The 18,961-nt window shown below is 71.3% G+C and carries 19 protein-coding genes; 16 read left to right on the top strand and 3 right to left on the bottom strand.

Going from position 1 to position 18,961, the window contains the following annotated elements; translation table 11 throughout:
• Nucleotides 1-26: 26 nt before the first annotated feature.
• The 4 genes from FFG40_RS01690 to glmM all read left to right on the top strand — a co-directional run bounded on the left by FFG40_RS01690 (nt 27) and on the right by glmM (nt 5,788).
• Complete coding sequence (locus FFG40_RS01690) at nt 27-3,092, top strand: ExeM/NucH family extracellular endonuclease (protein ID WP_138802044.1); 3,066 nt, start codon at nt 27-29, stop codon at nt 3,090-3,092.
• Between the two features lie 330 nt (nt 3,093-3,422).
• The gene (gene rplM, locus FFG40_RS01685) at nt 3,423-3,869 is read left to right on the top strand and encodes a 50S ribosomal protein L13 (protein ID WP_027466717.1); all 447 of its coding nucleotides are present in this window, start codon (nt 3,423-3,425) and stop codon (nt 3,867-3,869) included.
• A 37-nt stretch (nt 3,870-3,906) separates the two neighbouring features.
• Nucleotides 3,907-4,392, top strand: a complete 486-nt coding sequence (gene rpsI / locus FFG40_RS01680) for a 30S ribosomal protein S9 (protein ID WP_027466716.1) — start codon at nt 3,907-3,909, stop codon at nt 4,390-4,392.
• A gap of 22 nt (nt 4,393-4,414) precedes the next feature.
• Nucleotides 4,415-5,788: a phosphoglucosamine mutase gene (glmM, locus tag FFG40_RS01675; protein ID WP_138802043.1), complete on the top strand. Its 1,374-nt coding sequence runs from the start codon at nt 4,415-4,417 to the stop codon at nt 5,786-5,788.
• A gap of 90 nt (nt 5,789-5,878) precedes the next feature.
• Here glmM and coaA read toward each other — a convergent pair whose 3' ends face one another.
• Nucleotides 5,879-6,823 carry a type I pantothenate kinase gene (gene coaA / locus FFG40_RS01670; protein WP_027466714.1) on the bottom strand — a complete coding sequence of 315 codons (945 nt, stop codon included), beginning with the start codon at nt 6,821-6,823 and terminating at the stop codon, nt 5,879-5,881.
• Nucleotides 6,824-6,928: 105 nt separating this feature from the next.
• Nucleotides 6,929-7,414, bottom strand: a complete 486-nt coding sequence (locus tag FFG40_RS01665) for a glutathione peroxidase (protein WP_071245463.1) — start codon at nt 7,412-7,414, stop codon at nt 6,929-6,931.
• 70 nt (nt 7,415-7,484) lie between these two features.
• Here FFG40_RS01665 and glmS point away from each other — a divergent pair, with 70 nt between their 5' ends.
• The 10 genes from glmS to FFG40_RS01615 all read left to right on the top strand — a co-directional run bounded on the left by glmS (nt 7,485) and on the right by FFG40_RS01615 (nt 16,087).
• The gene (gene glmS, locus FFG40_RS01660; protein ID WP_071245461.1) at nt 7,485-9,332 is read left to right on the top strand and encodes a glutamine--fructose-6-phosphate transaminase (isomerizing); all 1,848 of its coding nucleotides are present in this window, start codon (nt 7,485-7,487) and stop codon (nt 9,330-9,332) included.
• Nucleotides 9,333-9,340: 8 nt separating this feature from the next.
• Entirely contained in the window at nt 9,341-9,736 is a 396-nt protein-coding gene (locus FFG40_RS01655) for a holo-ACP synthase (RefSeq protein ID WP_071245460.1), read from the top strand.
• Complete coding sequence (gene alr / locus FFG40_RS01650; RefSeq protein ID WP_071406148.1) at nt 9,733-10,836, top strand: alanine racemase; 1,104 nt, start codon at nt 9,733-9,735, stop codon at nt 10,834-10,836. The genes FFG40_RS01655 and alr (FFG40_RS01650) overlap by 4 nt, the downstream gene beginning before the upstream one ends.
• On the top strand, nt 10,833-11,999 hold the full coding sequence (alr, locus tag FFG40_RS01645) for an alanine racemase (RefSeq protein ID WP_185974062.1): 1,167 nt from the start codon (nt 10,833-10,835) through the stop codon (nt 11,997-11,999). Before alr (FFG40_RS01650) ends, alr (FFG40_RS01645) begins: the two co-directional genes overlap by 4 nt.
• Nucleotides 11,996-12,505 carry a tRNA (adenosine(37)-N6)-threonylcarbamoyltransferase complex ATPase subunit type 1 TsaE gene (gene tsaE, locus FFG40_RS01640; RefSeq protein ID WP_185974061.1) on the top strand — a complete coding sequence of 170 codons (510 nt, stop codon included), beginning with the start codon at nt 11,996-11,998 and terminating at the stop codon, nt 12,503-12,505. Before alr (FFG40_RS01645) ends, tsaE begins: the two co-directional genes overlap by 4 nt.
• A gap of 92 nt (nt 12,506-12,597) precedes the next feature.
• The gene (locus FFG40_RS01635) at nt 12,598-12,960 is read left to right on the top strand and encodes a GNAT family N-acetyltransferase (protein WP_313900810.1); all 363 of its coding nucleotides are present in this window, start codon (nt 12,598-12,600) and stop codon (nt 12,958-12,960) included.
• Nucleotides 12,961-12,980: 20 nt separating this feature from the next.
• Entirely contained in the window at nt 12,981-13,616 is a 636-nt protein-coding gene (gene tsaB / locus FFG40_RS01630; protein ID WP_138802041.1) for a tRNA (adenosine(37)-N6)-threonylcarbamoyltransferase complex dimerization subunit type 1 TsaB, read from the top strand.
• Nucleotides 13,613-14,158, top strand: a complete 546-nt coding sequence (gene rimI / locus FFG40_RS01625) for a ribosomal protein S18-alanine N-acetyltransferase (RefSeq protein ID WP_185974060.1) — start codon at nt 13,613-13,615, stop codon at nt 14,156-14,158. Before tsaB ends, rimI begins: the two co-directional genes overlap by 4 nt.
• A complete protein-coding gene (gene tsaD / locus FFG40_RS01620; RefSeq protein WP_071245453.1) occupies nt 14,145-15,200 on the top strand; it encodes a tRNA (adenosine(37)-N6)-threonylcarbamoyltransferase complex transferase subunit TsaD in 1,056 nt (351 codons plus the stop codon). Before rimI ends, tsaD begins: the two co-directional genes overlap by 14 nt.
• 125 nt (nt 15,201-15,325) lie before the next feature.
• Nucleotides 15,326-16,087, top strand: a complete 762-nt coding sequence (locus tag FFG40_RS01615) for a DUF4190 domain-containing protein (RefSeq protein ID WP_138802040.1) — start codon at nt 15,326-15,328, stop codon at nt 16,085-16,087.
• 42 nt (nt 16,088-16,129) lie between these two features.
• Here FFG40_RS01615 and FFG40_RS01610 read toward each other — a convergent pair whose 3' ends face one another.
• Complete coding sequence (locus tag FFG40_RS01610) at nt 16,130-17,332, bottom strand: class I SAM-dependent methyltransferase (protein WP_138802039.1); 1,203 nt, start codon at nt 17,330-17,332, stop codon at nt 16,130-16,132.
• 160 nt (nt 17,333-17,492) lie between these two features.
• Between FFG40_RS01610 and groES the strand changes: the two genes are divergently transcribed.
• Both groES and rarD read left to right on the top strand, forming a co-directional pair.
• Complete coding sequence (gene groES / locus FFG40_RS01605) at nt 17,493-17,789, top strand: co-chaperone GroES (RefSeq protein WP_017885484.1); 297 nt, start codon at nt 17,493-17,495, stop codon at nt 17,787-17,789.
• 165 nt (nt 17,790-17,954) lie between these two features.
• Nucleotides 17,955-18,917: an EamA family transporter RarD gene (gene rarD / locus FFG40_RS01600; RefSeq protein ID WP_071406138.1), complete on the top strand. Its 963-nt coding sequence runs from the start codon at nt 17,955-17,957 to the stop codon at nt 18,915-18,917.
• The last annotated feature ends 44 nt before the right edge of the window (nt 18,918-18,961 follow it).

The following is an 18,961-nucleotide window of genomic DNA, read 5'->3' as shown; positions in this document are numbered from 1 at the left end:
TCCCCGCAGGTCGGTAGCGTGCGGGCATGGCCAACACCCTCGGGCACACTCTGCTGTGCGCCACGGCGGCCGCGACGTTCTTCGCGGCCCCACTCGTCACCGTCACCGCAGCGACCGCGAACCCCGAGGGGACCGGCCTCGTCATCGAGGAGGCCTACCTGAAGGCGGGGAGCAAGGGCGCGTTCTACAACGAGAAGTTCGTCGAGATCGGCAACCCGACCGACGCCGCCGTGTCGCTCGACGGGTGGTCGTTGCAGTACCGGTCCGCCACGGGCGCCGGCACGTTCTCGGCCAGTGCGCTCCAGGGCACCGTGCCGGCGAAGGGCACCTTCCTGGTGTCGATGGCGGGCAACGGCGGGGCCAGCCCGGCTGGCGAGGACCTGCCCGCAGCCGACGACACCGCGACGCTCAACCCGTCGGGCACCACCGGCACGCTCGTGCTGTCAGACGCCACCGCACCCCTGGCGCTCGCCGCCGGACCCGTCGCCACCGGCACCGACGGCGTGGTCGACCTGCTCGGCTACGGCGCCTCGAACACGTACGAGTCGGCCGTGCGCACCGTGACCGGGGACAACTCCGTGCCGAACGGCCTGGTCCGCCAGGGCACCACGGACACCGACGTCAACGGTGCGGACTTCACGGTGACGACGACGTTCACCCCGCGGAACGCCGCGGGCGAGACGACGGCACCGACCGAGCCCACGGAACCGACCGACCCGGGTGACGGCGGGACCCCCACGCCCGGCACCCCCGCCGAGACGGTGACCATCGCCCAGCTGCAGGGCACCACGGACACCTCGCCGTACGCCGGCAAGAACGTCACGACCGACGGCGTCGTCACCGCGGTCTACGGCACCGGCGGCTTCAACGGCTACACGATCCAGACCCCGGGCACCGGCGGCGCGATCGACCTCGGCGCCCACACCGCGTCCGACGCCGTGTTCGTCTTCTCGTCCGCCACCGCCGGGCTGGTGCACGAGGGCGACCACGTGCGGGTCACCGGCGCCGTGTCCGAGTACTTCGGCCTGACCGAGCTCACGGTGTCCGGGGCCTCGTCGCTGCAGCAGCTGGACGGCAGCGTCGCGGCACCGCAGCCGGCCGCGGTCGCGTTCCCGTCGTCCGACGCCCAGCGCGAGTCGCTCGAGAGCATGCTCGTCGCTCCCCAGGGGGCGTACACCGTCGCCGACAACTACACGACGAACCAGTACGGCGAGGTCGTGCTCGCCAGCGGCACGAAGCGTCTGATCCAGCCGACGGAGGTCGGCCGACCGGGCAGTGCCGAGGCGAAGGCCGTCGAGGCCGACAACGCCGCGCGCAAGGTCACGCTCGACGACGGTGCGAGCACCAACTTCCTGACCCAGGCGAACCAGGGCATCCCGGTGTCGTGGCTCACCCAGGGCCCGGTCACCGTCGGGGCCGCCGCCACCTTCACCGAGCCGGTCGTCCTGGACTACCGCAACAACGGGTGGAAGTTCCAGCCGACCGCGCCGATCACGGGTGCGACCCCGGCCGCCGAACTGCCGGCGTCGTTCTCGGAGGTGCGCCAGCCGGCACCGAAGGACGTCGGTGGTGAGCTGAAGCTCGCCGGCTTCAACGTCCTCAACTACTTCCCGACCACGGGCGACGAGCTCAGCGGCTGCAAGTACTACACCGACCGTGCCGGGGACCCGGTCACGGTGAACTCGGGCTGCGACGCCCGCGGTGCCGCCGAGCAGGAGGACTTCCTGCGTCAGCAGGTCAAGATCGTCAAGGCGATCAACGGCCTGGACGCCGACGTCGTCTCGCTCGAGGAGATCGAGAACTCCGTCCGCTTCGGTCAGGACCGTGACGCCGCCGTGGCCACCCTGGTCGACGCGCTCAACGCCGCCACCGGCCAGGACACCTGGGCCTACGCGAAGTCCCCGGCTGTCGTGCCCGCGAGCGAGGACGTCATCCGCCTCGCCCTGATCTACAAGAAGGACCGCGTCGAGCCCGTCGGCGAGTCGACGATCCTGCTCGACGACGCGTTCACGAACGCCCGCCAGCCCGTCGCGGACGCGTTCCGCCCGGTCGGCGGCACCGCGGACGACGACTTCCTGGTGATCGCGAACCACTTCAAGTCGAAGGGCTCCGGCACCGGCGAGAACGCCGACCAGGGCGATGGGCAGGGTGCGTCGAACGCCGACCGCGTCGAGCAGGCGAAGGCCCTGGTGACGTTCTCCACCGACATGCAGGAGCAGTACGGCACCGACAAGGTGTTCATGCTCGGCGACTTCAACGCCTACAGCAAGGAGGACCCGGTGGTGGTCCTCGACGAGGCCGGCTACACCGACCTCGGCCCGGCGCTCGACAGCACCGAGTACTCGTACGTGTTCTCCGGCCTGAGCGGCTCGCTCGACCACGTGTTCGCGTCGGAGGCCGCGCTCGAGACGGTCACCGGCGTGGACATCTGGAACATCAACTCGGTCGAGTCGGTGGGCCTGGAGTACAGCCGTTACAACTACAACGCCACGAACCTGTACAACGACGACGTGTACCGGGCGAGCGACCACGACCCGATCCTGGTCGGGTTCGACCTCGACGCCGCGGGCACCGACCCGGGCACGGACCCGACGCCGGTGCCGACCCCGACCCCGACGCCGGTGCCGACTCCGGTGCCGCCGGTCGACGGGATCACCCCGCCGGTTGCTCCGGTGGCGCCGTCTGGGTCGCTGTTGACGGAGGCGAACCGTGGTGGGATCTCCGCCCCGGCGACCGCTCGTGCGGGGGAGACGATCACGGTGACGGTCGGCACGGCGTCGGCCGGTGACACGGTGAACGTGTGGCTGTTCTCGGAGCCGACGTTGATCGGTACGGCGGTGGTGGCTGCTGACGGGACGGTGCGGGTGACGATCCCGGCGGACACGGTGGCTGGGGTGCACCGGTTGGCGGTGACGGCTGCTGACGGGTCGTTGATCGGGTGGACCCCGATCACGATCACCACGGATGGGCAGCTCGCGTTCACGGGCGCTTCCGGCCTCGGTGCCGGTGCGTTGGTGGCGTTCCTGCTGCTCGCGGCGGGTGCGGGTGTGCTGGTCGTGCGTCGCCGACGTCGGACGGTGGCTGCGGAGTAGTCCCCACGCCCCACGGGCGCACTTCGTGAGCAGGAATGGTCGGGTTCGAACAGCGGACCCGACCGTTTCTGCGCACCATGGGTGGTGGGCGCGACCGCGCGACGGACGGGAGGCGCGGTGCGGGGCCGCCCCGCGCCTCCAGGCCGGCAGCGGGACGCGTTTGACCGACGTACCCCGCGTCGGCTAAGCTCTCACCTTGGTCTGTGCGCCCCGCGCGCGGACAGTCAGATGAGCCCTCCAACAGAGGTGTTCCCCGTGCTTCTGCCCGTGGAACTCCCGACCGGAGTGGGATTCACGGACTCCTCACCTCGACACGAAAGCAGCACTCCTGTGACTCGCACGTTCTCACCGAAGCCGGCAGACGTCCAGCACGACTGGATCGTCATCGACGCCACCGACGTCGTCCTCGGCCGTCTAGCCACCCACGCCGCGGCGCTCCTGCGCGGCAAGCACAAGGCCACCTTCGCCCAGCACATGGACATGGGTGACTTCGTCATCATCGTGAACGCCGACAAGGTCGCCCTGACCGGTTCGAAGCTCGCGAAGAAGGTCTACTACCGTCACTCGGGCTACCCGGGCGGCCTGACGGCGACCTCCTACCCGGAGATGCTCGAGAAGCACCCCACCCGCGCCGTCGAGAAGGCGATCCGCGGCATGCTGCCGAAGAACACCCTCGGCCGCGAGCAGCTCAAGAAGCTGAAGGTCTACGCCGGCGCGGAGCACCCGCACGCCGCGCAGCAGCCCAAGCCGTACATCTTCGACCAGGTCGCACAGTAGTTCCGGCCACGACGACTTCAAGGACACGAAAAAACTCATGGCTCAGATCGCTGATTCCCTCGACCAGACCCCGGAGAGCTTCACCACGGAGAGCGCACCCGCCGCTGCCGAGGCTGCTCCCCGTCAGATCCTCAACGTCTCCGGCGGTGCCGTCGGGCGCCGCAAGGAGGCCATCGCGCGCGTCCGGCTCGTCCCGGGCTCCGGCACGTTCGTCGTGAACGGCCGCACGCTCGAGGACTACTTCCCGAACAAGCTGCACCAGCAGCTCATCAACGACCCCTTCAAGGTGCTCGAGCTCCTCGGCTCGTACGACGTCGTCGCCCGCATCACCGGTGGCGGCCCCTCGGGTCAGGCCGGCGCGCTCCGCCTCGCCATCGCCCGCACCCTGAACGAGATCGACCGCGAGAACAACCGCGCGACCCTCAAGAAGGCCGGCTTCCTCACCCGTGACGCCCGCGTCATCGAGCGCAAGAAGGCCGGTCTCAAGAAGGCCCGCAAGGCGTCGCAGTTCTCGAAGCGCTAGTCGTCACCGGCTGAAGATCGCCATGCCGCGTCTGTTCGGTACCGACGGGGTTCGTGGTCTCGCCAACGGCGAGCTGACGGCCGCGCTCGCACTGGGTCTTGCCCAGGCGAGCGCGGCCGTCCTCACACACGGACACCATGCCGACGCCCGCCGGGCGTCGGGTCGACCGCGCCCGCGCGCGGTCCTCGCGCGTGACCCGCGCGTCTCCGGCGAGTTCCTCGGTGCCGCCGTCGCGGCCGGGCTCGCCTCGGCCGGCGTCGACGTGCTCGACGCCGGGGTCATCCCCACCCCCGCCGCGGCGTTCCTCGTCGCGGACATCGACGCCGACTTCGGCGTGATGATCTCCGCATCGCACAACCCCGCTCCCGACAACGGGATCAAGTTCTTCGCCACGGGTGGCCGCAAGCTGCCGGACGAGGTCGAGAACCGCATCGAAGCGGCCATGCACGACCACTCCGCCCCCACCCCCACCGGCATCGACGTCGGGCGCATCTCGCGGTTCGCCGACGCCGAGGACCGCTACGTGGTGCACCTGCTCGGCACACTGCCGCACCGGCTCGACGGCATCCACGTGGTGCTCGACTGCGCCAACGGTGCCGCCGCCGGCGTCTCGCCCGAGGTCTTCGTCAACGCGGGGGCCCGCGTGACGCTCATCGGCGCCGACCCCGACGGCTGGAACATCAACGACGGCGTCGGGTCGACCCACATCGACAACCTCGCCCGCGCGGTGCTCGAGCACGGTGCCGACGTCGGCATCGCGCACGACGGTGACGCGGACCGTTGCCTGGCGGTCGACGCCGCGGGCAACGCGATCGACGGTGACCAGATCATGGCGATCCTCGCGCTGTCCCTGCAGGAGCGCGGCCGCCTGAAGGACGACACCCTCGTCGCGACGGTCATGTCGAACCTCGGGCTGAAGCGCGCCATGGCCGACGCGGGCATCACCGTGATCGAGGCCGGCGTGGGTGACCGCTACGTGCTCGAGAAGATGACCGAGGGCGACTACTCCATCGGTGGCGAGCAGTCCGGCCACATCATCTTCAACGAGTTCGCCACCACGGGCGACGGCATCCTGACCGGGCTGCACCTGGTGGCCGAGATGGCGCGGACGGGGAAGTCGCTGCAGGAGCTCGCCTCGTGCATGACCGTGTTCCCGCAGGTGCTGCTCAACGTCCGGGGCGTCGATCGTCACGGGCTCGCCGACCAGGGCGTGCAGGACGCCATCGCCGCCGCGAGCGAGGCGCTCGGGGACAGCGGCCGTGTGCTGCTCCGTCCGTCGGGCACCGAGCCGGTCGTGCGCGTCATGGTCGAGGCTGCCTCGCAGGACGCTGCCCAGCGCATCGCCGAGGAGCTGGCCGCCGTCGTGCAGGACCGCCTGGCGCTCGACGCCGCGTAGGGGTTTCCTCCGCAAGACACCGGTGTTCGCCGGTCGAACACGCGCAGACCGCGGTTCAGCTCGCGAACACCGGTGTTTTGCGCTGCCCCGTCAGATCTTGCGGAGCAGGACCGAGTTCACCTTGTGGTTCGCGCCCTTCTTCAGCACCAGGGTGGCGCGGGAGCGCGTGGGCAGCACGTTCTCGATCAGGTTCGGCTCGTTGATCGCCCGCCAGACCTCGGTCGCCGTCCGTACCGCGTCCTCACGCGAGAGCGAGGCGAACCGGTGGAAGAACGAGTCGGGGCTCGAGAACGCCTCTTCCTGCAGCGCGAGGAACCGGTCGACGTACCAGGACTCGATGTCCTTCGTCTTCGCGTCCACGTAGATCGTGAAGTCGAACAGGTCGGACAGCGCGAGCCGCCCGTGCACCGGGGGCGCCAGCACGTTGAGGCCCTCGACGATGAGCACGTCGGGCTGCCGGACGACGATCTCGGCATCGGGCACGATGTCGTAGACCAGGTGCGAGTAGTACGGCGCGCGGACCTCGGTCGCCCCGCTCTTCACCTGGCTCACGAAGCGCAGCAGGGAGCGGCGGTCGTACGACTCCGGGAAGCCCTTGCGGTCCATGATCCCGCGTCGCTCCAGCTCGGCGTTCGGGTACAGGAAGCCGTCGGTCGTCACGAGCTCGACCCGAGGGGTGTCCGGCCAGCGCTTCGTCAGCTCGCGCAGCAGACGGGCGACCGTGGACTTGCCGACCGCGACGGAGCCCGCGACGCCGATGACGAACGGCGTGCGGCCGGCGCGTTCCCCGAGGAACCGGCTCGTCTCGGCGTGCAGGTTGCGCGCACCGGCGGCGTAGAGCGTGAGCAGGCGGGACAGGGGCAGGTAGACCTCCTGCACCTCCTGCATGTCCAGCCGGTCGCCGAGACCGCGCAGCTGCACGATCTCGGTCTCGGTGAGCGACAGGTGCTCCTTCGGGGCGAGCTGGGACCACTCGTCACGCGGGATCTCCACGAACGGGGTCGGGTGCGCGACGGCGGTCTCCGAGAACGGCATGGGATCGAGCGTACAGACGCCAGGCCCGGGGCACGTGAGCCGGTCGGCTCACGTGCCCCGGGCCTCCCGTCCAGTGCTCGGTGCGCGCCCGCAGGACGCGACGCGTCAGGCGGGCAGGGCCGCCTCGATGGCGGCGACGACCTCGGGGGCGTCCGGCTTCGTGGTGGGACGGAAGCGCGTCACGGTGCCGTCGGGGGCGACGAGGAACTTCTCGAAGTTCCAGGCGACCCGGCCGGCCTTGCCGTCGGCGTCCGGGGTCTCCTTGAGGGCCTGGTAGAGCGGGTGCGCGCTCTTGCCGTTGACCTTGACCTTCTCGGACATCGGGAACGTCACGCCCCACGTGGTGGAGCAGTACTCGTCGATCGCCTCGGACGAGCCGAGCTCCTGCAGGAACTGGTTGCTCGGGAAGCCCAGCACCGTGAACCCGCGGGGGCCGTACTGCTTCTGCAGGGCCTCGAGCTGCTCGTACTGCGGGGCGAGGCCGCACCGGGAGGCGACGTTCACGACCAGTACGGCCTTGTCGGCGTAGGCGCCGAACGTGGTGTCCTCGCCGTGCAGCGTGGTGATGGCGATGTCGTCGAAGCGTCCCATGGCCGAAACGTTATCCCCACCCCCGGGACTTCGCAGGGTGGGCGTCCAGGCAGACCGTAGGATCGGTTCCATGTGTGGAATCGTCGGCTACGTCGGCAGCAACAGCAGCCAGGACGTCCTCCTCGGTGGCCTCCGTCGCCTCGAGTACCGCGGCTACGACTCGGCGGGCATCGCCGTCGTCGACCCAGCCGGAGACCTCGTGTCGGCCAAGAAGGCCGGCAAGCTCCAGGCCCTGGTCGACGAGCTCGAGTCGTCGCCGATCCCGGACGGCGCGACCGGCATCGGGCACACCCGCTGGGCGACCCACGGTGGCCCGACCGACGGCAACGCCCACCCGCACCTGGCCGACGGCGACAAGCTCGCCCTCATCCACAACGGCATCATCGAGAACTTCTCCGAGCTCCGTGCCGAACTGCAGGCCGAGGGCATCGAGTTCCGCAGCGAGACCGACTCCGAGGTCGCCGCGCACCTGGTCGGACGCGCCTTCCGCGAGACCGGTGACCTGACCGCAGCCATGCAGCAGGCCGTGCAGCGACTCGAGGGGGCCTTCACGCTCCTCGTCGTGCACGCCGACCAGCCCGGCGTCGTCGTCGGTGCCCGTCGCAACTCGCCCCTGGTGGTCGGGCTCGGTGACGGCGAGAACTTCATGGGCTCGGACGTCGCCGCGTTCGTCGCCTACACGCAGCGCGCGCTGTCGATCGGGCAGGACGAGATCGCCACGATCCGCCCCGACGGCGTGGACGTCATCCACTTCGACGGCACCCCGGCCACGCCGAGCGAGTTCGAGGTCAACTGGGACGCCTCCGCCGCCGACAAGGGCGGCTGGAGCTCGTTCATGGCGAAGGAGATCAGCGAGGAGCCCGAGGCCGTCGCGAAGACGATCCTCGGTCGCGTGCACGACGGTGCCGTCACGCTGACCGACCTCGACCCGATCGCCGACCGCCTGGCGACCGTCGACCGCGTCATCGTGATCGCCTGTGGCACCGCCGCCTACGCCGGCATCCTCGGCAAGTACGCCATCGAGCAGTGGGCACGTGTGCCGGTCGAGGTCGAGCTCGCGCACGAGTTCCGGTACCGCGACCCGGTGCTGAACGAGCGCACCCTGGTCGTCTCGATCAGCCAGTCCGGCGAGACCATGGACACGCTCATGGCCGTCAAGTACGCCCGCGAGCAGGGCGCGCAGGTCCTGTCGATCTGCAACACCCAGGGCGCCACGATCCCGCGTGAGTCCGACGCCGTGATCTACACGCACGCCGGACCCGAGGTCGCCGTCGCGTCGACCAAGGCCTTCATCGCCCAGGGCGTCGCGCTGTACCTGCTCGGGCTGCACCTGGCGACGCTGCGCGGCACGCTCACCACCGAGCAGATCGCCGAGCAGGTCGCCGAGCTCGAGGGCCTCGCCCCGAAGCTGCAGCAGACCATCGAGGACGCCGCCGGCATCAAGGACCTGGCCCGCTGGATGGCGGACACCCGGAGCGTGCTGTTCCTCGGTCGCCACGTCGGCTACCCGATCGCACTCGAGGGCGCCCTCAAGCTCAAGGAGCTCGCGTACATCCACGCCGAGGGCTTCGCCGCCGGTGAGCTCAAGCACGGCCCGATCGCCCTGATCGAGCCGGGTCAGATCGTCTTCGTCATCGTGCCGTCGCCGCGCGACCCCCGATCGCTGCACCCGAAGGTCGTCTCGAACATCCAGGAGATCCGCGCCCGCGGCGCCCGGGTGATCGCGATCGCCGAAGAAGGCGACGCCGCGGTGCTGCCCTTCGCCGACGAGGTCCTGCGGATCCCGCTCGCGACCCCGCTGTTCGAGCCGTTGCTCGCCGTGGCACCGCTGCACATGTTCGGCATGGAGCTCGCCGCGGCCAAGGGCCTCGACGTCGACCAGCCACGCAACCTCGCGAAGTCGGTCACCGTCGAGTAGTCGCGACGGTGATCATCGGGATCGGGGTCGACGTGGTCGACCTGGAGCGGTTCGAACGGGTGCTGGAGCGCACACCGGCGATGCGGGCGCGGCTGTTCACGCCGTCCGAGCAGGTCCGTGACGGCGAACCCCGGCCGATCGCGTCCCTCGCCGCACGGTTCGCGGCGAAGGAAGCCCTGATCAAGGCCTTCGGGTCGAGTGCCGGGCTGAGCTGGCAGGACCTCGAGGTCGTGTCCGACGACCAGCGGAACCCGTCGCTCACCCTGCACCAGGGTGCCCGGCAGGTGGCTGACGCGCGTGGCGTGACGAGCGTGCACCTGTCGCTCTCGCATGATGGAGGGATCGCGACCGCGTTCGTGGTCCTGGAAGGAACAGACGTGGTCCTGGAAGGAACGGTCCCGTGAGCGCGTTCACCGGCATCACGGTCGATCGCGGAGCCCTGATCGAGAACTACGCGACCATCGCCGACCGGGTCGCCCCGGCCGGGGTCATCGCGGTGGTCAAGGCGAACGCCTACGGTCACGGTGCCCTCGACGCCGCGCAGGCCTTCGTGGACGCCGGTGCGGAGTGGCTCGGGGTCGCCGACATCGACGAGGCCGTCGCGCTCCGTCAAGGTGGCATCGACGAGGGGGTCCGGATCCTCGCGTGGCTGCACGCCCCCGACGAGGACTTCCGCCGCGCGGCGCAGTTCGACGTCACGCCAGCGGTGTCGAGCGTGGAGCAGCTCTCCGCAGCAGCCGACTCCGACGTCCGCGCCGTGCACCTGTGCGTCGACACGGGCCTGAGCCGCAACGGTGCGGTCGAGTCCGAGTGGGCCGAGCTCTTCGCGACCGCCGGCGCCCTGGCCCGCGGCGGCAACCGCACCCGGGTCGAGGGGCTCATGTCCCACCTGTCGAACGCGTCGCGCACCGACGACCTCGACCAGGACGCCGCACTGCAGCGGGCGCTGGACGGCCTCGCCGCGAACGGCATCGTGCCGGACGTGGTGCACCTCGCCGCGAGTGCCGCGAGCATCGCCGTGCCGGAGACCCGCCACGACCTGTCCCGCGTCGGACTCGCCCTGTACGGACTGAGCCCCTTCGACGGTCGCACCTCGGCCGACCTGGGGCTGCGCCCGGCGATGCGGGTCACCGCCGCCGTGCTCCGCACCGTGCCGGTCGCCGCGGGCGACGGTGTCTCCTACGGCTACACCTGGCGCGCCGAGACGGACACCCGTCTCGCCGTGATCGGCCTCGGCTACGCGGACGGCTTCGACCGCGACTTCGGCAACCGGGTCTCGGTGCGGATCGGCGACCGGACGTTCCCGGTGGTCGGACGCGTCGCGATGAACGCCATGCACGTCGACATCGGCGACGCCGACGTGCAGGTCGGCGACGAAGCGGTGCTGTGGGGCGACCCCGCGAACGGCGACCCCGCCGTCGAGGACTGGGCCGACGCCATCGGCACGATCAACTACGAGGTGGTCGCCCGGATCGGCCGCAGCGTGGAACGGAGGACGACGTGAGCTCCGCACCGCTGCGTCAGGCCCGCATCGACCTCGACGCCTACCGTGCCAACCTCGACCGTGTCCGTGAGTGGATGGACCCGGTCGAGGTGATGGCGATCATGAAGGCCGACGCCTACGGGCACGGCCTCGAGCCGATCGCGCTCGCCGCCGTCGACGCCGGCATCCGCTGGATCGGTGTGCTGACGGTGCCCGCGGCCCTGCGCCTGCGCTCGATCGGCGTCGGCGAGGACGTCCACCTGTTCACCTGGCAGCACGACCCCGACCTGGACTTCCGTGACGCCATCGACTCGGCCGTCGACCTCGGCGTCTCGAACGCCGCCGAGCTGCAGCGCATCATCGACGCCGTCGACCAGCGACCGGCCCGGGTGCACCTCGGCGTCGACTCCGGCCTGCACCGCGACGGCGCGACCCCGGCGGACTGGCCGGCGCTCGTCGAGCTCGCCCGGGACGCCCAGCGGAACGGCCGCATCGAGGTCGTCGCCGCGTACACGCACCTGGCCGAGGCGTCCGACCACGAGGACAGCGCCGCGGTCGCCGTGTTCGACGCCGCGATCGAGATCGCCGAGGACCTGGGGCTCGACGTCCCGATGGAGCACGTCGCCGCGTCGCTCGCGGGGCTGGAGCGCAAGGAGTTCCGCAAGGACATGGTCCGCATGGGCGCGAACCTGTTCGGCATCCCCGGAGCCGACGGCGTCTCGGCGGCCGACCTCGGACTCGAGCCGGTGATGACCCTGACCGCGTCGGTCGCGAAGACGAAGCGCGTCCCCGTCGACACAGGCGTCTCCTACGACTACACGTACCGCACCGCGACCGAGACGACCCTGGCCCTCGTGCCCGTCGGGTACGCCGATGGGGTCCCGCGTCTGGCGCAGGGCCGCATCGAGGTCGCGATCCGCGGAAAGCGCTACCCGATCGCCGGCCGCGTCGCGATGGACCAGTTCCTGGTGGACGTCGGCGAGGACGACGTGCAGACCGGCGACACCGTCGTGCTGTTCGGCACCGGCGAGCACGACGAGATGACCGTGCTCGAGTGGGGCGCGGCGCTCGAGACCATCGGCGAGGAGATCGTCTGCCGGATCGGCAGCCGTGTGCCGCGGTTCTACGAGGGCCACGACATCGAGGGACGGGTCGGGGAGTACCTGCGGGGCGAGCGGCCGTGACCGGGTCGCCGCACGTCCTGCTCGACACCTCCGTCGACGGCACCGAGGCGATGGGGGAGCTCGGGGCCCGGTTGGCCGCGGTGCTGCGCGCCGGGGACCTCGTCGTGCTGACCGGACCACTCGGTGCCGGCAAGACGACCCTGACGCGCGGGCTCGGCGCCGCACTCGGTGCACGCGGCCAGGTGTCCAGCCCGACCTTCGTCCTCGCCCGGACGCACCCGACGACCGCCGGACCCGACCTGGTGCACGTCGACGCCTACCGCTTGTCCGACCCGGTCGAGCTCGACGACCTCGACCTCGACTGGGACGCCGCGATCGTCGTCGTCGAGTGGGGCCGCGGCATGGTCGACGGCATCAGCGACAGCGTGCTCGACGTCGAGATCACCCGTGCCACCGGTGTCGACGACGCGGCCGCTCACGACACGGACCCGGACGACGTGCCCGACGAGCCCCGCCGTGTCGTCGTCACCGCCACCGGCCCGCGCTGGGAAGGCGTGGCCCTCTGACCCTGCAGCCCGTCGACGCGGACGACGTCGAGGCGCTCCGCGCGTTCCTCGTCGGTGCCGACCTGACCCTCGCGGGCCTCGACGAGCCGACGGTGCGGCTCTGGCTCGACCGCGACGACGACGGCAGGGTGGTCGGCAGCACCGGGTTCGAGGCGAGCGCTGACGGCCGGCACGTCCTCGTCCGGAGCGTGGCCGTCGCGCCGCAGCACCGCGGTTCCGGGGCCGGTACACGCCTGGCGCGGTTCGCGATCGAGCGGGCGACCGAGGCCGGTGCCGAGCGTGCGTGGCTGTTCTCGCGTCGCTCCGGTCCGTTCTGGCGGTCGCTCGGCTTCACGCCCGCCGACCGACGTGCACTGGCCGCCGCGCTGCCGGACACCCACCAGGTCCGACTGTTCCGCCGGACCGGGCAGTTGGACCACGAGGTCGCGTGGTCCCGCGGGCTGCCAGTGCGCTGACCGCCGCCTACGATGGACGGGTGCTGCTCGCGATCGACACCTCTGCCGGGACCTCCGTCGCCGTCGTCGACCCGGCCACCGGCCAGGCCCTCGCGACCCGCGACACCGAGGACAGCCGCCGGCATGCCGAGGTGATCGGCCCGTTCCTCGCCGAGACCCTCGCCGAGGCCGGCATCACCGGAGCCGACGTCACCGGCGTCGTCGCCGGCATGGGCCCCGGCCCCTTCACCGGCCTGCGCGTCGGCATCGCCGCCGCCCGCACCTTCGCCGCAGCCCGCGGCGTCCCCGTCCTGCCCCTCGTCAGCCACGACGCCGTCGCCCTCGACCAGCGCGACTCGGGGATCGCCGGGCCGTTCGTCGTCCTCACGGACGCCCGCCGCCGCGAGGTCTACTGGAGCGCCTACGACGCCGACGGCGTCCGCGTGGCCGGCCCCGGACTCGCCAAGCCCGCCGATCTCGACGACGCGATCCGCGCCTCCCGGCCCGGAGCGGTGGGCTGGGACCGCGTGACGGTCGCGTCCATCCCGGCCTGGAGGCTCGGCTCGCTCGCCGCGGACCGGCTCGCGTCCGGTGCGGCGTTCGACCAGGACACGCCCCTGTACCTGCGCGACCCCGACGTCACGGTGCCGGGTGCGCCGAAGCGGGTGAAGCAGTGACCCTGCCGGACGGGCTCCGCCTGCGGCGAGCACACCCGCAGGACCTCGACGACATCATGTGGCTCGAGCACGTCTCGTTCCCGACGGACGCCTGGTCGGCGTCGCAGATGTCCGGCGAGCTGTACTCACCGCACGGGTACTACGTCGTGATCGAGACGGCCGGCGACGCCTCTGCCCCGCTGGTCGTCGGGTACGCCGGGCTCTCGTCGCTCGCGGGGAACCCGGTGGCCGACGTGCAGACCATCGCCGTCGCCGCGGACCAGCGCGGCAAGGGGCTCGGGAGGGTCCTGTTCACGGAGCTGCTCGACGAGGCGCGGCGCCGCGGTGTGCGCGAGGTGTTCCTCGAGGTGCGCGCGGACAACCCCGTGGCGCAGGCGATGTACACGGCGTTCGGGTTCGAGCACATCGCGACCCGACCGCGTTACTACCAACCGGACGGCGTCGACGCCTGGGTGATGCGGGTGGAACTGCCCGGCCCGGACGCCGAGCGGTCGTCGGGCGTCGGACCCATCGGACAGGAGGCCCTCGGTGAGCGCGACTGAACCACTGGTGCTCGGCATCGAGACGAGTTGCGACGAGACCGGCATCGGCATCGTGCGGGGGAGCACCCTGCTCGCGAACGTGATCGCCTCGAGCATGGAGGAGCACGCGCGCTACGGCGGGGTCGTGCCCGAGGTCGCCGCACGGGCCCACCTGGAGGCGATGACCCCGACGCTGCACGAGGCACTCGACCGTGCCGGCGTCACCCTCGACGAACTCGACGCCGTCGCGGTGACCGCCGGGCCGGGCCTGGCCGGGGCGCTCATGGTCGGAGTGGGGGCCGCGAAGGCGCTCGCCGTGGCCACCGGCAAGCCCCTGTACGGCGTGAACCACCTGGTCGGGCACGTCGGCGCCGACGTGCTGCGCGAGGACGGCAGCGAGATCGAGCTGCCGACGATCGCGCTGCTGGTCTCCGGCGGTCACACGTCACTGCTGCTGGTGCGGGACCTGGTCGGCGACGTCGAACTGCTCGGCGAGACGATCGACGACGCGGCGGGCGAGGCGTTCGACAAGGTCGCGCGGCTGCTCGGACTGCCCTACCCCGGCGGCCCGCAGATCGACCGAGCCGCGGCCGACGGCGACCCGACGGCGATCCGGTTCCCTCGGGGACTGACGCTGCCGAAGGACATGGCCGCGCACCGGTACGACTTCTCGTTCTCGGGGCTCAAGACCGCCGTCGCACGGTGGGTCGAGCGCTGCCGCGACGAGGGCCGCGAGGTGCCGGTGGCCGACGTCGCCGCGAGCTTCCGCGAGGCCGTCGTCGACGTCCTGCTGACCAAGGCCCTGAACGCGTGCCGCGACACCGGGGTCGACCGGCTGCTGCTCGGCGGTGGGGTCGTCGCGAACGCCCGACTGCGACAGGTCGCCGAGGAGCGCTGCGCGGCCGCTGGCGTGCGGCTCCGGATCCCGCCGTTCGACCTGTGCACCGACAACGGCGCGATGATCGCCGCCGTCGGCGCCCGACTCGTGGCCGAGGGGCACGCGCCGAGCGACCTCGGCATCGCTGCGGACTCGACCCTGCCGGTGACGACCGTCCAGGTCTGACCCGGTCTGACCAGCTCTGACCCGCTCTGATCAGGTCTGGCCGGCCGCACCCGGTCGGTCGTCGGGAGCCTGTGGGAGGATTCACACGGGCGTCGGAGAGACCGGACGCCCGAGAGGGGTGGACGGTGTCCGATCAGAACGAGTGGCCGAAGCCGGGCGAGACGCCGAACGGCCCAGCGAACGGACAGCCCGATGGCTCGCCGGCCCCGGACGCCCCGCAGGCCCCCGACGCACCGCAGGCTCCGTCGGCCCCGGAAGCGCCCCAGAACCCGTACGGCCAGCAGCAGGACCCGTACGCGGCCCCGCAGCAGCCGAACCCGTACGGCCAGCCGCAGCAGCCCCAGAACCCCTACGGCCAGCAGCAGCAGCCGAACCCGTACGGCCAGCAGCAACAGAACCCGTACTCGGCCCCGCAGCCCCAGTCGAACCCGTACGCGCAGCAGCAGGACCCGTACGCGGCCCCGCAACAGCCGAACGCGTACGGCGCCCCGCAGAACCCGTACGGCCAGCAGCAGAACCCGTACGCGCAGCCGCAGCAGCAGCCCTACGCGTCGAACCCGTACACGTACCAGCCCTACGCGCAGCGCCCGAAGACGAACGTCCTGTCGATCCTGTCGATCGTCTTCGCGTTCGGCGGCATCATCATCTGGCCGATCATCATCCTGACGAGCCCGGCCGGCGCGATCATGGGCCACATCGCCCTCGGCAAGATCAAGCAGACCGGCGAGGGTGGCCGCGGCCTCGCGCTCGCCGGCATCATCGGTGGCTGGATCCTGACGGGCCTGTTCATCCTGATCGTCGCCCTGGTGTGGATCTCGATCGCGAACGCGTCGGACTACTCGGACTACTCCGACTACAGCTCGAACTCCGGCGCCTTCGTCAGCTGACGCAGCCCCCGCGCAACGGGCACCACGAGCGGCCCCCGGCCGTCAGCCGACCGTGTCGGTGAGCCGCTCGCACAGGATCGCCGTGTGGCGTCCCTCCAAGCGGGTGAGCACGAGTGTGGCGCGACCCGATCCGCGCAACCGCAGCCGTTTGCGGAACTGCGCCGGGTCGACGTCGACGCCGCGCTTCTTGATCTCGACGGTGCCGATGCCGTCGGCGGCGAGCCGCGCGGCCAGTCGCTTGACGTCGAGCGGCATCGTGTCGAGCACCCGGAAGCCCTGCGCGAAGGGGGTCGAGGCGGCGCGGTCGGACGTGACGTAGGCGATGCCGTCGGACAGCATGTGCCCGTCGAGGCCCCGTGCGAGGTCGCCGATCAGCCGTGCGCGGATCACGGCGCCGTCGGGCTCGTACAGGTAGGCGCCGAGCGGTCCGACCTCGGCGTCGTCGGCGTCGGCCGCTCCGGTCATCTCGGCGATGCCGTGTGCGCCGATGACGGTGGCGGCGCGGCGGATCCCGGGTCGGGCGAGGGGGCCGAACCACAGGGCGAGCTCCACGACCTCGCGGTCCACGGAGGTCCACTGCGCCTCGGCGGTGTCCGGGATCAGGTCGCGGTCGATGCCCGGTCCGAGCTTCACGCCGGTCGGCGTCGTCGTCGCCGCGGCGAACACGGTGTCGAGCGAGGGCGACCAGTCGTCGGGGTCGGCGAGCCGGCGGGTGTCCGAGTGGCCGGAGGTGCGTCGTGCGGGGTCCATCCACACGCCGTCCACCGAGGACAGGTCGAAGGACGCGGCATCACCGAGCTCCACCCGCGCGTTCGGCCAGACCGCCAGGTTGTGGGTTGCGACGGCCGCGGTCACCTCGTCGCGATCGACGGCGGTGACGTCGAGGTCGAGCGCCGCCATCGCCATCGCGTCCCCGCCGATGCCGCAACCGAGGTCGGCGACACGCGTCAGCCCGGCCGCGGCGAAGCGTCCTGCGTGCTGGGCCGCGACCTGCAGCCGGGTGGCCTGCTCGAGCCCGGCCTCGGTGAAGAGCATGCGGGAGGCGAAGTCGCCGAACTTGCCGCGGGCCTTCAGCCGCAGCTTCGCCTGGGTCAGCACCGCGGCGACCAGTCGGGGATCGTGGCCCTCGGCGCGCAGCCGGGACACCACGCGGACGATCTCGCCGCCGTCGGAGACGCCCGGGGTACGGTCGAGCAGGGCCATCCCGTCGGGGGTCAGCAGTGCGGTGAGTTCGGCGGCGTCCATGCGTCGATCCTCGCAGGTGCTGCGTGTTCTCCGGATGTGCTGGCACTCGGATTGACCGAGTGCCAGAGGCCCCCTAGAGTTGGCGTTGGCACTCTCCTGTGCGAAGTGCCAACCCGGTTTTCATCTGTACCGAGTCCGTACCGAGAAAGAAGAGGTCACCGTGGCCGTCAGCATCAAGCCGCTCGAGGATCGCATCGTCATCCGCCAGGTCGAGGCGGAGCAGACCACCGCTTCCGGTCTGGTCATCCCCGACACCGCGAAGGAGAAGCCCCAGGAGGGCGAGGTCGTCGCCGTGGGTCCGGGTCGCATCGACGACAACGGCAACCGCGTCCCGCTCGACGTCGCCGTGGGTGACAAGGTCATCTACTCCAAGTACGGCGGAACCGAGGTCAAGTACTCGGGCGAGGACCTGCTGGTCCTGTCGGCCCGCGACGTCCTCGCGGTCATCGTTCACTGAGTCGAGTACTCACCTCGGACGCCCCGTCCGGCCTTCGGGCCGACGGGGCGTCCGTGCGTCCGGGGGCGGTCACCCCGGTGCTCCGGTCCTGACCAGCCCGCCATCAGCCCGCCTGGAGGCCCGGTGCGCGTCCCACGGGTCGGCGGTCGTTCCTAGGATGGTTCCGTGAGTGAACCGAGTCCGGCGCGACCCGTCCGCAGCGAGGCATCCGTCGGCGTGGTGCAGGCCATCGTGGCCTACGGGCTCTGGGGGCTGATGCCCCTGCTCTTCGCGGCCATGGCCCCCGCGGCGGCGTTCGAGATCGTGTCGTGGCGGATCGTCTTCGGCCTGGTGTTCTGCGCGGTGGCGATCGCGGTGACCCGGTCGTGGCTCCGCACCCGCACCCTGATGGCCCAGCGCCGTGTGATGCTCGTGATGGGGCTCGCCGCCGTCCTGATCCTGGTCAACTGGACCGTCTACGTCCTCGCGACGACCACCGGCCACACCGTCGAGGCGGCGCTCGGCTACTTCATCAACCCGCTCGTCACGATCGCGCTCGGCGTCGTGGTCCTGCGCGAACGCCTGCGTCCGGCGCAGTGGGCAGCCGTCGGGCTGAGCGTCGTGGCGGTCGTCGTCATCGCGATCGGCTACGGGCAGATGCCGTGGATCTCGCTGGCCCTGGCGTTCTCGTTCGGACTGTACGGCCTGGTGAAGAAGCGCGTCGGCGGCACGGTGGACGCCCTGAGCGGCCTGACGATCGAGACAGTGTGGCTGCTGCCGATCGCGGTCGTGGCGCTGGTGGTGCTCGGTGTGACCGGGCTCGGTGGCGGCGTGACGTTCACGAGCGAGGGCTGGGGGCACGCGGTCATCACCGTGCTGACCGGGCCGGCGACCGCGGTGCCGCTGCTGCTCTTCGCGTCGTCGGCACGGCGGGTGAGCCTGTCGACGCTCGGGCTGACCCAGTACCTGGCGCCCGTGATGCAGCTGCTCGTCGGGGTGCTGGTGCAGCACGAGGAGATGTCGGCCGGGCGCTGGTTCGGCTTCGGCATCGTGTGGCTCGCGCTCGTGGTGCTGACGGCGGACTCGTTCGCCGCCGCGCGGGCGTCCCGTCGCCGGGCACTCGCACCCACCCAGGCCGAGCCGGTCTGACGGACGCACCACGGGCCTCCAGGCCGCCGACGCGAAAGCGACAG

This window comes from Curtobacterium sp. KBS0715 (assembly GCF_005938005.2).
Taxonomy (GTDB): Bacteria; Actinomycetota; Actinomycetes; order Actinomycetales; family Microbacteriaceae; genus Curtobacterium; species Curtobacterium flaccumfaciens.
This window is presented reverse-complemented; position numbering and strand designations above follow the sequence as displayed.

Bases quoted from the DNA above. Each gene is read 5' to 3' on its own strand.
- FFG40_RS01665 (WP_071245463.1), bottom strand. From the start codon at position 7,414: ATGGGACGCTTCGACGACATCGCCATCACCACGCTGCACGGCGAGGAC.
- rpsI (WP_027466716.1), top strand. From the start codon at position 3,907: ATGGCTCAGATCGCTGATTCCCTCGACCAGACCCCGGAGAGCTTCACC.
- coaA (WP_027466714.1), bottom strand. From the start codon at position 6,823: ATGCCGTTCTCGGAGACCGCCGTCGCGCACCCGACCCCGTTCGTGGAG.
- glmS (WP_071245461.1), top strand. From the start codon at position 7,485: ATGTGTGGAATCGTCGGCTACGTCGGCAGCAACAGCAGCCAGGACGTC.
- FFG40_RS01610 (WP_138802039.1), bottom strand. From the start codon at position 17,332: ATGGACGCCGCCGAACTCACCGCACTGCTGACCCCCGACGGGATGGCC.
- glmM (WP_138802043.1), top strand. From the start codon at position 4,415: ATGCCGCGTCTGTTCGGTACCGACGGGGTTCGTGGTCTCGCCAACGGC.
- FFG40_RS01690 (WP_138802044.1), top strand. From the start codon at position 27: ATGGCCAACACCCTCGGGCACACTCTGCTGTGCGCCACGGCGGCCGCG.